The organism is Curtobacterium sp. BNK-1 (genome assembly GCF_048685235.1).
GTDB classification, from domain to species: Bacteria; Pseudomonadota; Gammaproteobacteria; order Enterobacterales; family Enterobacteriaceae; genus Pantoea; species Pantoea agglomerans.
This window is the reverse complement of sequence record NZ_JBLQTJ010000001.1, coordinates 3,772,329-3,787,211: the sequence shown is the minus strand read 5'-3', so window position 1 is coordinate 3,787,211 and position 14,883 is coordinate 3,772,329. Positions and strand designations below refer to the sequence as shown.

13 protein-coding genes are annotated in these 14,883 nt (G+C 54.7%); 1 reads left to right on the top strand and 12 read right to left on the bottom strand.

All coding sequences use genetic code 11. The annotated features are described in order from the left end of the window. Positions 1-14: 14 nt before the first annotated feature. The 12 genes from atpH to ravA all read right to left on the bottom strand — a co-directional run bounded on the left by atpH (position 15) and on the right by ravA (position 12,715). The gene (gene atpH, locus ACMGGP_RS17940) at positions 15-548 is read right to left on the bottom strand and encodes a F0F1 ATP synthase subunit delta (protein WP_003849530.1); all 534 of its coding nucleotides are present in this window, start codon (positions 546-548) and stop codon (positions 15-17) included. A gap of 14 nt (positions 549-562) precedes the next feature. Further along, the gene (gene atpF, locus ACMGGP_RS17935) at positions 563-1,033 is read right to left on the bottom strand and encodes a F0F1 ATP synthase subunit B (RefSeq protein ID WP_003849528.1); all 471 of its coding nucleotides are present in this window, start codon (positions 1,031-1,033) and stop codon (positions 563-565) included. A 105-nt stretch (positions 1,034-1,138) separates the two neighbouring features. Then, positions 1,139-1,378: a F0F1 ATP synthase subunit C gene (atpE, locus tag ACMGGP_RS17930; protein WP_003849523.1), complete on the bottom strand. Its 240-nt coding sequence runs from the start codon at positions 1,376-1,378 to the stop codon at positions 1,139-1,141. A 105-nt stretch (positions 1,379-1,483) separates the two neighbouring features. Continuing rightward, positions 1,484-2,302 carry a F0F1 ATP synthase subunit A gene (gene atpB, locus ACMGGP_RS17925; RefSeq protein WP_010258863.1) on the bottom strand — a complete coding sequence of 273 codons (819 nt, stop codon included), beginning with the start codon at positions 2,300-2,302 and terminating at the stop codon, positions 1,484-1,486. 8 nt (positions 2,303-2,310) lie between these two features. After that, entirely contained in the window at positions 2,311-2,691 is a 381-nt protein-coding gene (gene atpI / locus ACMGGP_RS17920; protein WP_010258861.1) for a F0F1 ATP synthase subunit I, read from the bottom strand. A 711-nt stretch (positions 2,692-3,402) separates the two neighbouring features. Continuing rightward, a complete protein-coding gene (gene rsmG, locus ACMGGP_RS17915; protein WP_010258859.1) occupies positions 3,403-4,020 on the bottom strand; it encodes a 16S rRNA (guanine(527)-N(7))-methyltransferase RsmG in 618 nt (205 codons plus the stop codon). A gap of 48 nt (positions 4,021-4,068) precedes the next feature. After that, positions 4,069-5,958, bottom strand: coding sequence for a tRNA uridine-5-carboxymethylaminomethyl(34) synthesis enzyme MnmG (mnmG, locus tag ACMGGP_RS17910; protein WP_010258857.1), 1,890 nt, complete (start codon positions 5,956-5,958; stop codon positions 4,069-4,071). A gap of 432 nt (positions 5,959-6,390) precedes the next feature. Next, entirely contained in the window at positions 6,391-6,831 is a 441-nt protein-coding gene (gene mioC / locus ACMGGP_RS17905; RefSeq protein ID WP_010258855.1) for an FMN-binding protein MioC, read from the bottom strand. 155 nt (positions 6,832-6,986) lie between these two features. Beyond that, positions 6,987-7,448: a transcriptional regulator AsnC gene (gene asnC, locus ACMGGP_RS17900; RefSeq protein WP_003849496.1), complete on the bottom strand. Its 462-nt coding sequence runs from the start codon at positions 7,446-7,448 to the stop codon at positions 6,987-6,989. A gap of 103 nt (positions 7,449-7,551) precedes the next feature. Further along, positions 7,552-9,690 carry a 5-histidylcysteine sulfoxide synthase gene (gene ovoA / locus ACMGGP_RS17895; protein ID WP_064690423.1) on the bottom strand — a complete coding sequence of 713 codons (2,139 nt, stop codon included), beginning with the start codon at positions 9,688-9,690 and terminating at the stop codon, positions 7,552-7,554. Between the two features lie 71 nt (positions 9,691-9,761). Further along, complete coding sequence (viaA, locus tag ACMGGP_RS17890) at positions 9,762-11,222, bottom strand: ATPase RavA stimulator ViaA (protein ID WP_010672185.1); 1,461 nt, start codon at positions 11,220-11,222, stop codon at positions 9,762-9,764. Beyond that, the gene (gene ravA, locus ACMGGP_RS17885; protein WP_498798675.1) at positions 11,219-12,715 is read right to left on the bottom strand and encodes an ATPase RavA; all 1,497 of its coding nucleotides are present in this window, start codon (positions 12,713-12,715) and stop codon (positions 11,219-11,221) included. The genes viaA and ravA overlap by 4 nt, the downstream gene beginning before the upstream one ends. Before the next feature lie 291 nt (positions 12,716-13,006). Here ravA and kup point away from each other — a divergent pair, with 291 nt between their 5' ends. After that, the gene (kup, locus tag ACMGGP_RS17880; protein ID WP_136197172.1) at positions 13,007-14,875 is read left to right on the top strand and encodes a low affinity potassium transporter Kup; all 1,869 of its coding nucleotides are present in this window, start codon (positions 13,007-13,009) and stop codon (positions 14,873-14,875) included. The last annotated feature ends 8 nt before the right edge of the window (positions 14,876-14,883 follow it).

Here is a 14,883-nt window from a genome sequence, read left to right as displayed (position 1 = left end):
ATGCTCCAGTCCCCTTAAGACTGCAAGACGTCAGCCAGACGGTCAAGACGGCCGCGTACGCTGCCATCAATAACCAGATCACCCGAACGGATGATCACGCCTGCCATCACAGACTTATCAATTTTGCAATTCAGCTTAACTTTGCGTGACAGACGTTTTTCCATCGCGGCGCTGATTTTATTCAGCTGGTCGTCACTCAGCGTACTGGCGGAGATAACATCAACTTCAGCGGTGGCTTCATGAGCGTCACGCAGTTCGATGTATTGGGCCAGTACAGCCGGAAGCGCTGTCAAACGTCCGTTTTCCGCCATCACCTTAATCAGGTTCTGCGCGGGTTCATCCAGTTGATCACCACAGACTGCGTTAAACGACGCTGCCAGCGCTTCGGGTGCTAATGCACCTGAGAGAAGATCAGCCATCTGTTCATTGCGAGCCACTTCTGCGGCAAACGCCAGCATCTGTTGCCAGCGTTCAATACTTTGATGCTCAACAGCAAAGTCAAAAGCTGCTTTGGCGTAGGGGCGAGCTACAGTAATCAGATCAGACATCAGCCCCTCCCTCCTTACAGTTCAGCGACCAGTTTATCAACGATGTCGCTGTTAGCAGCTTCATCCACGGAGCGTTCGATGATCTTCTCGGCGCCAGCCATAGCCAGCAACGCGACCTGCTTACGCAGTTCTTCACGCGCACGTTTGCGTTCAGCGTCAATTTCAGCCTGCGCTTGTGTCACGATGCGATTACGTTCGTTTTCAGCTTCGGTTTTGGCTTCGTCCAGAATCTGCGCGCGACGCTTGTTCGCTTGCTCGATAATGACCTGAGCGTCTTCTTTGGCTTTTTTCAGCTGGTCGGTCGCATTAGCCTGCGCGAGATCCAAATCTTTCTTTGCACGTTCAGCAGAAGCAAGGCCTTCAGCAATTTCTTTCTGGCGCTTTTCGATAGCAGCCATGAGCGGCGGCCATACGTACTTCATGCAGAACGCGACAAACAGGATGAACGCGATAGCCTGGCCGAGGATTGTTGCATTAATGTTCACAGCACAATGCCTCTAGATTGAGTATTTAACTTTTCTGCCGTTATCAACGATAAGCGGCAGAATCCGTTCACCCTTGCACATTGTGCGCTGAGTGAACACAGGGCTTTAGGCGACAGCAAACATCACGTACAGACCCAGACCAACAGCGATCATCGGGATTGCATCCACCAGACCCATTACAACAAAGAACTGCGTACGCAGCAGAGGAATCAGGTCAGGCTGACGAGCAGCGCCTTCCAGGAATTTTCCTCCGAGGATGCCGATACCGATCGCAGCACCGATTGCCGCCAGGCCCATCATCACAGCGGCAGCCATGTACAGCAGATCCATATTCAGGTTTTCCATGACAGTCTCCAGTTTGTTTCAGTTAAATGCTCCCTTCATCTTCCGGGCTTCAGCGGTGTGCGCTGCAACCCGAAATCAAGAGGGAAAGTAGTGTTGAGAAAAAAATCAATGTTCTTCAGATGCCATCGACAGATAGACAATCGTGAGGACCATGAAAATGAAAGCCTGTAGCGAAATGATCAGGATGTGGAAAATGGCCCACGGCACATTCAGCACCCACTGCGACCACCACGGCAACAGACCGGCAATAAGGATAAAGATCAGTTCACCCGCATACATGTTACCGAACAGTCGTAAACCCAGTGATACAGGCTTAGACAGCAGGCTCACACCTTCCAGAATCAGGTTGATCGGGATGAAGATCGGGTGGTTAAAAGGCTGCAGCGTCAGCTCTTTAGTGAAGCCGCCAATGCCTTTCATTTTGATGCTGTAGAACAGAATCAAAATAAATACGCCCAACGCCATAGATAGCGTGATGTTCACGTCTGCAGACGGTACGACGCGCAGCGCCGGTAACCCCAATACGTGCTCGCCAATATATGGCAGCAAGTCGATTGGCAGCAGATCCATGAAGTTCATCAGGAAGACCCAGACAAAGATTGTCAGAGCCAGCGGGGCGATAAGTTTGCTCTTACCGTGATACATGTCGCGCACGTTACTATCGACGAAACCGACAACCAGTTCGATAGCCGCCTGCATTTTCCCTGGCACACCGCTGGTGGCAGATTTTGCCACGCTACGGAACAACACCAGGAAGATGATTCCCAGCACCATAGAGAAAAACATGGAATCGATATTTAATACCCAGAACGTCGCGGGAGCGTCGTGCGGATTCACTATCTCGAAGGTACGCAGGTCCAACTGAAGATGAGTCAGGTGGTGACCAATGTACTCTTGCGGAGTAGAGATTTCTCCTGCAGCCATGATGCCTCTTACCCTTTGTTGTTAATTACCGCCGGTGCCAGCATTTGTACCACCAGCACCGATAACCAGGTTATTCCGACCGGCCAGAAAACCGCTCCGAATAGACCCAACGCCACAATGAGCAAAATGATGGTCGCAAACACTTTGGCTATTTCACCCAAAGCGAAGCTCCACGCGACTCGCCCCGAAGCTGGGGTTTGCCCCTGCAGGCGCCAGGCTAAAAACAAAAACAATACGTTTGGCAGCCAGGCTGCCGCACCGCCAGCAAGAGCAGAGAGACCCCAGATGACATCTTTAAGAGCAAAGAGTGCACCGATGATGACTATCGTCACCAGCTGAATCATCAGCACCGTTCGGGCGTATTTTACACTGTAAAGAGACACTGACATGACGCTGATACTCTCCTGCCCCGTTAGGGGTATGTCGCGTGTCGTATAAGACTGCCTTTGCGCAGTTGAGTCAAGCAGCAAAAGCCGTGCAAATTATACGGGCCGCACCTGCGATTTCAATCGGTAAGTAGCGAAAAGGTGAACAATTATTTAAATTTCTTTCCGGAGGGCTATTTTTCCAAAGATTACCCTGCAGAGATTCACCCTAATCTGACTGAAAATTCTCTCGCAACTTGCTTTTAAAGCGTGCTTTAGATCACATAATAAGCACTTTCGCTACACTGAGTTTTATCTTCGCGCTATTTAAGAACAATCTGTATTACAGATATATTTAATAAAATCAAAGAATTAAAATTATAAAAATGCATCTGCAAGACTATTTTCACAGAAAACACGCTATTGACATCGAACTGTGCTTAAGAATCGTGTAATTGATATTACGCACGCAAAGTTATTACTGCGATATATTTTCTGCCGTGACTACTTTTATTCAGCGACCCGCCTATACAAGTGATATTTCTGATAACTGAATGTGAATTAAACGTTAAATGTAACAGAGCTTTTCGGATAATTTCCGTCAGCGTTTTAACCTTCGGTCAGCCAGGGCTTAATCAAAATCTTTTATTGATAGCGCATCATCTGCACTTTTTTCATCCCGGAACTGATGAAAATCACTGGCAGATAAACGCTAAATCTCTGCCAGTCGAAAGCCTATTGGTGACGAAGAATGACCAGGTGGCGATCACCTTCCAGCTGCGGTACCTGCAACTTAATCACAGCATCAGAGACGTAGCCTGCCGGTAACTCCGCAATTTCATCGTCCGGACGCACGCCTTTAAGCGCGAAAAAGCGCCCTTCTCTTCCCGGCAGATGATGACACCAGTTCACCATGTCGGTCAGCGAGGCAAATGCACGACTGATCACGCCATCAAAGGGCGGCTCAGCCGGGAACGCCTCAACCCGGCTCTGCACCGGAGTAATGTTAGTGAGTCCTAACTCATGCTGAACCTGACGCAGGAAACGCACCCGCTTGCCCAGGCTGTCGAGCAACGTAAAGTGCGCATCAGGCATCACGATAGCCAGCGGAATGCCAGGCAGTCCTGGTCCGGTTCCCACATCAATGAAACGTGAGCCTTGCAGATGCGGCGCCACCACGATGCTGTCGAGGATATGGCGTACCAGCATCTGCTGCGGATCGCGCACTGATGTCAGATTGTAGGCTTTGTTCCACTTATCCAGCAGGCCGACATAGGCAACCAGCTGCTGTTTTTGTTGATCGGAGAGGGAAATACCGGCTGCCTGTAGCAGCGACGTGAGTGTGTTGATCACAGCATAAGTCCATTCAGCGGGGGCGAGTCTCCTCGCCCCGTTTTCAGATCAGGCGCTTTTACGCAGCAGACCCTGTTTTTTCAGATAGATAAGCAGAATTGAGATGGCCGCCGGCGTAATGCCGGAGATACGCGTCGCCTGACCAATCGAACTCGGTTTGTGATCGTTCAGCTTGGCGATCACTTCATTTGAGAGGCCGTTCACCTGGCGATAGTCGAGTTCCACCGGTAACAGCGTGTTCTCGTTGCGCAGCTGGCGATCGATCTCTTCCTGCTGACGCGCGATATAACCTTCATATTTGACCTGAATCTCAACCTGCTCAGCGGCCTGCTCATCAGCCAGTGCCGGACCAAAGGCATCCAGCGTCATCAGCTTCAGATAGGTCAGCTCAGGACGGCGCAGCAGATCTTCGCCGCTCGCTTCTTTAGTCAGCGGCGCGCTGAGTACCGTATTCACTTCCGTCACGTGCTCTGACTTCGGATGGACCCAGATATCGCGCAGGCGCTGACGCTCCTGTTCAATCGCTTCCAGCTTCTGATTGAAACGTGCCCAGCGCGCATCATCCACCAGACCCAGTTCACGACCGGTTTCGGTCAGACGCAGATCGGCATTGTCTTCGCGCAGCATCAGACGATATTCAGCACGGGAGGTAAACATCCGGTACGGCTCTTTGGTACCGAGCGTACAGAGGTCATCAACCAGTACGCCCAGATAAGCCTGGTCACGACGTGGTGCCCAGCCCTCTTTGTCCGCAGACTGACGGGCGGCATTCAGACCCGCCAGCATCCCCTGCGCAGCGGCTTCTTCGTAGCCGGTTGTGCCGTTGATCTGGCCGGCAAAGAACAGGCCGTGAATAAATTTGCTCTCCAGCGTCAGTTTGAGATCGCGTGGATCGAAGAAGTCATACTCGATGGCATAGCCCGGACGCACGATCTTCGCATTCTCCATGCCCTGCATGGAACGAACGATCTGAATCTGCACGTCAAATGGCAGACTGGTTGAGATGCCATTCGGGTAGATCTCATTGCTGGTCAGCCCTTCCGGCTCCAGGAAGATCTGATGCGAGTTACGATCGGCAAAGCGCATCACTTTGTCTTCGATAGACGGGCAGTAGCGTGGACCGATCCCCTCGATGATCCCGGCATACATCGGGCTGCGATCCAGATTATTGCGGATCACCTCATGGGTTTTCTCATTGGTGTGAGTGATCCAGCATGGTACTTGCTGCGGATGCTGAGACGCATTGCCCATAAACGAGAAAACCGGCATCGGGTTATCGCCGTGCTGCGGGCTGAGCACTGAAAAATCGATGGTGCGCGCATCGATACGCGGTGGCGTACCAGTCTTGAGGCGGTCTACCCGCAGCGGCAGCGCACGTAGTCGTTTTGCCAGCGGAATGGACGGGGGATCACCTGCGCGACCGCCACTGTAATTATCCAGACCGATATGAATTTTGCCGTCAAGGAAAGTGCCGACGGTGAGGACGACGGTTTTCGCGCGGAACTTCAGTCCCATCTGGGTGACTGCACCCACCACACGATCGTTTTCCACGATAAGATCGTCGACCGCCTGCTGGAAGATCATCAGATTGGGCTGGTTCTCCAGTGCCGTACGCACTGCCTGGCGATAGAGCACGCGATCCGCCTGAGCACGGGTTGCCCGCACTGCCGGACCTTTGCTGGCGTTTAGTATCCTAAACTGGATACCCGCCTGGTCAATCGCACTGGCCATCAGACCACCCAGGGCATCCACTTCCTTCACCAAATGTCCTTTGCCAATCCCACCAATCGCCGGGTTACAGGACATTTGTCCAAGCGTATCAATGTTATGGGTGAGTAACAGGGTTTGCTGACCCATTCGGGCTGCCGCCATTGCGGCTTCGGTGCCCGCATGACCACCACCAATTACGATGACGTCAAAAGGATCCTGATAAAACATGAAGTGGTACCTCGGTTGATGAACTTGCAGGATCGTCGTCCTGGGGCGTGGATTCTACTCAAATTCCGTCTGGGGTGAAAGCCACGGGATCGTCCGGTTTTAAAAGAAAGGATCTTAGATCTGTATATGATCTTTCTGTTAGATCTCTTATTAGGATCCCGCTTTTCTGTGGATATGTGCCAGAAGCACAGCAGAAACAACAGGATGAAGAGGATCACTACCTGTTAGTGATCGGTGATCCTGATCCGTATAAGCTGGGATCAAAATGGCATGTTATCCACAGCTCAAAATTCATTCTGCGGTTGTTCTTTGGATAACTACCGGTTATATGCAGTAAAAGAGGGTAGTTATCCACAAAATAAACGAGCGGAAAAGGATAAAATCAGCATCTTCCACTGGGGATCGTCACTATTTCGCGATCCCCAGCCCCCTTCAGATCGCCTTTTTCCAGCTTTCCAGCCAGGCTTCTGCGGGATCTTCAGGGATCTCATGCTCCAGCACATCAATCTCCAGACGATCGCCGATCTGGCGGGCACCCTGAGCAATTAACAGGGCTTCAATCTGGCGGATCGCGCCACAAAAGAGATCATATTCATGATTGCCGAGTCCGATGGCACCAAACCGGACCTGCGAGAGATCGGGCTGGCTTTCCGTGATGGCTTCGAACAGCGGCAGCAGGTTATCGGGAATATCGCCTGCACCGTGAGTTGAACAGACCACCAGCCAGATACCCTCATGTGGCACTTCATCCAGCTCCGGGCCATGCAGCATCTGCGTTGAGAAGCCCGCTTCCTGTAATTTTTCTTCCAGATGTTCAGCCACATACTCTGCGCTACCCAGAGTACTGCCACTGATTAAGGTAATATCGGCCATCTTGCTCTCCCGGACATTAAGGCGAGCATTGTACGCTGTGATCAAGCGGTGATCCACCTGTGGACAACAGGGTTAATAGATTAAGAGAAGCGAACGCAGCCGTTGCCAGCCGCCACATTCGTCAGGGATAAGATTATGCACAAGGCGGAGAAGGATCAGGGCTTGATAGTGCGCATGATCGGGTTTTGCAGCGAGATCAGCGTTTCCGTCGACTGAATTTCATCTATGGTCTGGATCTTGTTGATCAGCACCTGTTGCAGGGCATCAATGGATCGGCACATCACCTTAATAAAGATGCTGTAGTGGCCGGTGGTGTACCAGGCTTCAACCACTTCATCCAGCGCATCCAGTTTGCTCAGCGCCGCCGGATAGTCACGCGCGCTCTTAAGGATGATGCCGATAAAACAGCAGACATCAAACCCCAGCTGGCGCGGATCGATATCAACCCGGGTGCCCAGGATAATGCCCGCCTGCTTCATCTTCTCCACGCGGACATGAATGGTGCCGGGGCTGACGTTAAACTGTTTTGCCAGCTCGGCGTAAGCAGTGCGCGCATTGTCGAGCAGGGCATTCAGAATGCCGCGATCCAGGTTATCGAGCTGCAGATGTTCGGCCATGGCCATCCTCGTTATTGGTCTGCTTAAGTAAACAAGGATGAATGTGCAGCAAAATAGTGGTTCAGGCAACTCCCGGTAGCGACGGGCGTCGCTGCCGGTTCACTTAGCGTTTGCGCCAGACGGTGACCTGCGCCAGCGTGTGCTGGAACTTGCGGGCCGTTTCGCGGATCACAAACGGTTTATCCTGCGGTTCATCGACCAGGTCGAAGTCGGCCGCCAGCAGACGTTGCAGTGCCTGCAGCGTCGTCAGTGCCTCACCGTTTTCACGCACGCCGCCCAGCCAGTTCTCCTTCGGCGTGAAATCCTCCAGCCAGGTATAGGGCGATGAGAGCACCAGAATGCCGCCCTGACGCAGCATCGGCGTGACATCCCGCAGGAAGCGTGCGGGCTGACGCAGGCGATCGATCAGGTTGGATGCAAGTACCAGATCGTAACGGGCGGGTTGCGGCTTAAGGTTACAGGCGTCGCCCTGAACAAACTGAATCCGCTGCGCCAGTTCGCTCTCCAGCGCGAAATCTTTCAGGCGAACCTGGCGATACTCCACCAGATCGCCTTCCTGTGGCAGGAGATAACGGAAGTCTTCGCCGCTGGCCAGCTGAAGCGCCACATCGATGAAGCGCGCCGAGTAGTCCATGCCGGTGACACGTTCAAAGTGGCGGGCCAGTTCAAAACTGGCGCGTCCGGTGGCACAGCCGATATCCAGTGCCTCGCCGCGTGCCGTGGTGTAGTTCAGCGCCAGGTTTACCAGGCTTTCAACATAGTTATCCACGCCGAAATAGCGCGGGCCATACTGGAAGTCGAGGTATTGCGACACCATGGCGTCAGATTCATACGGGTTCAGCGCCATGGTTTCCTGATGGCTGGAAACCACGTAGCGGAAACCGGCATGCTGGAAGAAGTGGCGGCGGAACGCATAGCGTGCCGATTTCAGCGCTTCGTTGCCGGTCGATATCCAGCTACCGCCTTTGATCAGCGAATGTTTGCCATCAAAGGTCGGGGTAGAGAAATCATCGTAAAGCGGGTGGACTTTAAAACCTTCAAAGCCGTTGGTCGGCGTGGTCGTCCACTGCCAGACGTTACCGACGATATCGAAGAAGTCACCCTGGGCGAAGAGATCGACCGGTGAAGAGGAAGCCCAGTACGCCAGGTTAATGTTACCCGGTGCCCGATCCCAATCCGGCTGATCGCCCGCGACCTGTTCGCGCAGCTGAGCCCACTCCGCTTCACAGGGGAGCTGAACACTCATTCCCGTCTGATCCGCTTTCCAGCGGCAGAAGGCCGCCGCTTCCAGCTGGTTAACCTCGGCTGGCCAGTCCCACGGCATCGCGACTTCTTCACACATCAGACGCAGTTTAAGCTGATCGGGCATCGCAGGCGTGCCGACCCAGAAGGTGGGCATCTCCGCTTTAGCAAACTGACACCAGCCCCAGCCTTCGTCATCCCACCAGCGAGCGTCCTGATAACCCCCCGCCTCAACGAACGCCAGGAATTCCGCGTTGCTGACCAGCATTTTGCTCGCCCTGAACGGCTGCAGCGCGATCTGCTGGCGGCCATATTCGACATCCCAGCCATAGGTCTCGTCTGTTTTACCCAGCGTGACGGTGCCGCCGGGCATCGGCAGCAGGGTATTGGCCGGAACAGCCTCGCGCTGGTGGCGCGCCATCGGGCAGACCGGCCACGCGGGCTGGGGTTTCACCCACCCGACCGGTAACTGGCGTATCAGTACGCTGGACGTTTCCAGATGAATACGCTCATGCTCAATGCCCATCAGGATCACCCAGGCCGGACTCTCCCAGGTGATCGGCAGAGTCAGCGGCAGGGTCTGGATCAGATCGCTGACCAGCGCTTTAACGCGCCCGCGGTATTCGCGGACTTCTTCGACAGTGGGCCAGTCATAGTGGCTGTCGTTGAGATCGTCCCAGCTCATCTCATCCACACCAATCGCCATCATCGCTTCGATACGATCGTCCAGACGCGCGTCGATAAGGCGTCCGGCCATCAGCTTATTAATGTAGAAGGTAGCGGTGTGGCCAAAATAGAAGATTAAAGGATGGCGCAGCGGAATGGCTTTGGTAAACCAGGCCTGGGAATCGGCCAGACAGGTAAACAGACTTTCATACTGTTCCCAGGTCTGGTGGAAATAGGCCAGCAATTCGGCACGTTTTTGTTCAATGTTATGGCCGGAGAGCAGTAGCGTTCGCGTCGGCGCAGGCAGATCGCGATGAGGTTGAGCAAGCGTCACAGGAAGCTCCAGATTGCTGAGTAAGTGAAACGGTAATTTACTATAGCAAATATGCATTTCTGCCCGATGACTTAACGCCGCCAGTGACGCAGCAGACGGCTTTTCATGCCGGTATCGAAACGCCAGATATGGTCGAAGATGCGCAGAATGCCTGGTTTCCCGTGGGCCGACATAGCCACGGCGTGAAAACGTTGCTGATTATTTCGCTGACGCGTTTTAATGGTCCCGATCACCTCTTCCGGCAGACGCTGGGCAATAAAATCGGAGACGATCACCGCATCGGCTTCCTGCCACAGGACGCCTTCCATTCGGGTCACAACGGAAGAGAGGCAGGCTGCCAGATCGGTGCCGCCGCGAAAGCGCTGACTGAGAAAGCGAATCGCCTGTTCCAGCCCGTCATCACCGGTCAGTTCATAGCCGATCACCTCATGCGCAAACAGCATGATGTAGCAGCGACGGCGATCGGCCAGCGCGACTTTCAGCAGCGCCAGACAAAACGCTTTGGCGCAGCGCTCATTGAAGCCACCCATCGAACCCGAGGTATCGACGCAGACGATGAAAGGCCCGCGTGGCTGCTCTTCATGCTGCTGGTGGCTGGCCGGACGCATCGTGACCTTTTCATGCCAGGCATCGCCCTGCAGCTTGTAGGTCAGCAGCCGTTTCTCTACCAGCCGCCGGTAAAACTCCAGCTCCAGTTCACTGATACTCAGCGCAGCTAACTCCGGCGGCAGCAGACGCAGCACGTCATCGCTCTGGTGAATGCCGCTGACCTCCTCCGGCACGGCCGCAGGTTCCTGCACCATATGGTGAAAGGCCTCCATAGGGGCATCCTGCGACGGCACCGATTTTGCCTCGCGGCTGCGACCCAGCTGCTGGGCCAGTTTCAGCAGCTCCGGCTGCTGCGCCAGAAAGTCGCCATATTGCAGCATCAGCTGATAGTCGCCAGGCTGCAGTGACGCTTTGCTCATGTCCCACAGCCGGCCAGCGGCGGCTTCGTCATCGTCGCCGAGAATCGGTGCCAGCTGACCGCTCAGCGCCATACGCTGCTGCAGTTCCGCCAGCAGGCGTTCGCGCTGCTGCTCCAGCAACGTCTGATTCAGCGTCAGGGTCTGTAAGGTCAGGCTCAGCCGCCAGCGCTGTAGAAAAAGCTGGTGCTGCGCGCTGCTGAGATGGCTGATATCGGTGTGCTGCAGCAGCCGGTTGGCTTCATCCAGAAAAGGGGAAGGCAGGCTTTCAAGCGCCTGAAGCGTGGCATTCAGCTGGTGGCTGAATTCACGATCGCTGAGGAGTTGTACCCGCTGGAACAGCTGAAACTCTTCGGCCAGCGTGGCCGGAACCGGCGTGGCTTTGAGCTCAGCGTTGATCTCCGCTCGCCAGCGTGGCACATCGCGTAACAGTGCTTTTTTCAGCCCGGGAAACTTTTCAAAAAACAGCGCCAGCTGTGGAGACGCCAGCAGGGCAATAATCAGCTCTTCAATCAGTTCGGTTTCACCCACGGAGAGCAGTGTGCTGAGCGTCTCCAGTGGGATCATTTACGCGCCTGTTTCAACTGTTCCGCCACATCCTGCAGGCTGGTTTCAACCCGCGCCAGCCAGTCATCACTGATAAACAGGCAGCGCTGATGCTGGCTGAACAGATGACGCTGCAACCGCAGTTCACTCTCCAGTGCATCCAGCGCTTCGGTGATCTCACCGGGCAGCGGCTCGCTGTTGCTGACGCCAGGCAGTGTCAGACGCGACGATTGCAGGCTGACATCACGGATAGCCAGGCAGTGCTGCGCATCCACCTGTAAATCCAGACTCTGCGCAAAGCCAATTCCATTGAGCTTGCCGCGAACCTCGCCCCCTTTCTGCAGCCACTGATTCAGTGCATCACGCGCGATAACCAGATGTGTCACCTGCATATCATGCAGCATCAGCGGCTTTTGCAGCATCAGCGTCAGTTGCTCATCAGTGAAGCTTTCCGGCAGATCGTAATGGGGTTTGCGACTGAACATGCCGCTGTGTTTTTCCAGGGTGATCGCCTGTGCGATGCTCTGTTGCTGCTGCAGAGCCATGCGACGCGCTTTTATCTGATGCAGTTTCAGCAGCATCGGCTGCTGCTGCCAGGCGTGCTGTGTCATCAGCTGATCGATTTCGCGCTCCAGCAGCTGCATGGACGCGACGTCGTGCCAGAGGCAATCTTTCAGCAGGATCAGGTCTATCGGCGCAATGGCGCTGCGGCCACTGTAAAAGGCGCTGGCCTGCAGCAGATGAATAGCTTTTTTCCAGCGACGATCGGAAATATAGGGCGCAGCGGGCTGGCTTTCCAGTTGCTGGCGCAGCTGATAAATCAGCTCGAACACCGCATCCGGGAGGCTGACCTGACTGATGCCGAGCTGCCACTGCGCATACTCCTCATCACTGATGCGCAGGGATTCCGCGACCGGATTGGTGTGCTCATCCTGCTGATGGGTCAGCATGCTGCGAAAGTTCTGCTTCTCATGCACATTATCCAGCCACAGGCGGATTAGCATCCGGTCATAGAGCGCTTCAAGGCCGCTGTCCGCTTCCGGCATTTCATTAGAGGCGGTGACCAGCAGACGCATCGGAATGGCCTCTTCGCTGTCGCCATTGCGGAAGCGGCGTTCGTTGATAGCGGTCAGCAGGGTATTCAGAATCGCCGGGCCGGCTTTCCAGATCTCATCCAGAAAAACAATCTCCGCGTCGGGCAGATAACCTTTAGTAAGGCGCTGATAGCGCCCTTCATCCTTCAGTGCCTGAATAGATAGCGGGCCAAACACCTCTTCCGGTGTGGAGAAACGGGTCATCAGATATTCAAAGGCGCGGGCGTGCTGAAAGGCATATTTCAGGCGGCGGGCAATCAGGCTCTTGGCGATGCCGGGCGGTCCCAGCAGGAATACGCTTTCACCGCTCAGCGCTGCCAGCAGGCAAAGGCGGATGGCATGATGTCGCTCATACAATCCTTTTTCTAACGCATTGCTAAGGCGAGAAATTCTTTCTGCCAAAAGATGGGGTTGAGCCATAATCACTTCAATGTCCTTACGATCGTCGGGCCGCCGCGCTTCAGCAAGCGCCTTACTCTATAGATCATCATGCGTGAAAGCGTTGATAGCTGTCAGCTTTTTTGTTTCATAAGGTTTGCCTGCTTTGAAAGCGGCGCTGATTAACGCTTTAATGCCTGAAACCACCCCGTTACCCTGGCAGACAGGCGAAGCGGGTATAGGAATTTTCGGCAAACCGTGCATACTGTGCGCTTTTTGATGGCCTGAGCGAGGGGTTGTTGCGCCTCTTAGACTCCAACAAAAGATAACTCTATGAGCTCGGATAATAAGCAGTCACTTCGCGGGTTAACGCTGGCCGCTATTGGTGTTGTTTACGGGGATATCGGCACCAGTCCGCTGTATACCTTGCGTGAATGTCTCTCCGGACAGTTCGGCTTCGGCGTTGAGCGGGAAGCGGTGTTTGGCTTTTTGTCGCTGATTTTCTGGCTGCTGGTGCTGGTGGTATCACTGAAGTACATCAGTTATGTGATGCGCGCCGACAATGCCGGTGAAGGCGGTATTCTGACACTGATGTCGCTGGCGGGCCGCCATACGGGTGCACGCGCCACGGCAGTGCTGGTGATCATGGGCCTGATTGGCGGCAGCTTCTTCTATGGGGAAGTGGTCATCACGCCGGCCATTTCGGTGATGTCAGCCATTGAAGGCCTGGAGATTGCCGCGCCGTCGCTGGATCCCTTTATTGTGCCGATGTCGATTGCGGTGCTGACGCTGCTGTTTGCGATTCAGAAACATGGTACCGGCATGGTGGGCAAACTCTTCGCGCCAGTGATGCTGGTGTGGTTCCTGGTGCTGGCGATCCTTGGGGTCAACGGCATCATGAAAAACCCGGAAGTGCTGCATGCGCTGAATCCCGCCTATGCGGTCGAGTTCTTCCTGCACTATAAATCTGTCTCATTCTTCGCGCTTGGCGCGGTGGTACTGGCGATTACCGGGGTTGAAGCGCTGTATGCCGATATGGGTCACTTCGGTAAAGTGCCGATCCGACTGGCCTGGTTCTCGGTGGTGCTGCCGTCGCTGGTCCTGAACTACTTTGGTCAGGGCGCGCTGTTACTCAGCGATCCCAAAGCGATTAAAAACCCTTTCTTCCTGCTGGCGCCGGACTGGGCGCTGATCCCGATGCTGATTCTGGCGACGCTGGCCACGGTGATTGCCTCGCAGGCGGTGATCTCCGGCGTCTTCTCGCTGACGCGTCAGGCGGTGCGACTGGGTTATCTGCCGGGGATGCGTATCATCCACACCTCTGAGCGCGAATCGGGCCAGATCTATATTCCGGTGATTAACTGGGTACTCTACTTCGCCGTGCTGATTGTGATTATCAGCTTTGAGCATTCAAGTAATCTGGCTGCGGCCTACGGTATCGCCGTCACCGGCACCATGGTGCTGACCGCGATGCTCTCCTGTACCGTGGCGGTTAAAAACTGGCACTGGAATAAGCTGGCGGTTGCCGTCATCCTGGTACTGATGCTCTGTATCGATGTGCCGCTGTTTACCGCCAACCTGGTGAAAATCTTCTCCGGTGGCTGGCTGCCGCTCTGTCTCGGCCTGGTGATGTTTATCATTATGACGACGTGGAAAAGCGAACGTTTCCGCCTGCTGCGCCGCATGCACGAGCATGGCAACTCTCTGGAGGCGATGATCGCGTCACTGGAGAAATCGCCGCCGGTTCGCGTGCCGGGCACCGCGGTCTATATGTCGCGTGCGCTGAATGTGATTCCGTTTGCCATGCTGCATAACCTTAAGCACAACAAAGTGTTGCATGAGCGGGTGGTGCTGCTGACGTTGCGGACGGAAGATGCGCCTTACGTGCATAACGTGCGTCGCGTGACGATTGAGCAGCTGTCGCCCACCTTCTGGCGGGTGGTGGCCAGCTACGGCTGGCGCGAAACGCCAAACGTCGAGGAGATTTTCCACCGCTGCGGGCTTGAAGGGCTCAACTGCCGCATGATGGAGACATCGTTCTTCATGTCGCATGAGTCGCTGATTATCGGCAAACGACCGTGGTATCTGCGCCTGCGTGGCAAACTCTTCCTGGCGCTGCAGCGCAATGCGCTCCGTGCGCCAGACCAGTTTGAGATCCCGCCAAACCGGGTGATTGAGCTGGGCACCCAGGTCGAGATTTAATCTGCAGC

What these genes read in the sequence shown, in the direction of transcription:
- atpE (WP_003849523.1), bottom strand. Translation starts at nt 1,378, where the DNA reads ATGGAAAACCTGAATATGGATCTGCTGTACATGGCTGCCGCTGTGATG.
- atpB (WP_010258863.1), bottom strand. Translation starts at nt 2,302, where the DNA reads ATGGCTGCAGGAGAAATCTCTACTCCGCAAGAGTACATTGGTCACCAC.
- viaA (WP_010672185.1), bottom strand. Translation starts at nt 11,222, where the DNA reads ATGATCCCACTGGAGACGCTCAGCACACTGCTCTCCGTGGGTGAAACC.
- kup (WP_136197172.1), top strand. Translation starts at nt 13,007, where the DNA reads ATGAGCTCGGATAATAAGCAGTCACTTCGCGGGTTAACGCTGGCCGCT.
- mnmG (WP_010258857.1), bottom strand. Translation starts at nt 5,958, where the DNA reads ATGTTTTATCAGGATCCTTTTGACGTCATCGTAATTGGTGGTGGTCAT.
- asnC (WP_003849496.1), bottom strand. Translation starts at nt 7,448, where the DNA reads ATGGCCGAACATCTGCAGCTCGATAACCTGGATCGCGGCATTCTGAAT.
- mioC (WP_010258855.1), bottom strand. Translation starts at nt 6,831, where the DNA reads ATGGCCGATATTACCTTAATCAGTGGCAGTACTCTGGGTAGCGCAGAG.
- atpI (WP_010258861.1), bottom strand. Translation starts at nt 2,691, where the DNA reads ATGTCAGTGTCTCTTTACAGTGTAAAATACGCCCGAACGGTGCTGATG.
- ravA (WP_498798675.1), bottom strand. Translation starts at nt 12,715, where the DNA reads ATGGCTCAACCCCATCTTTTGGCAGAAAGAATTTCTCGCCTTAGCAAT.
- atpH (WP_003849530.1), bottom strand. Translation starts at nt 548, where the DNA reads ATGTCTGATCTGATTACTGTAGCTCGCCCCTACGCCAAAGCAGCTTTT.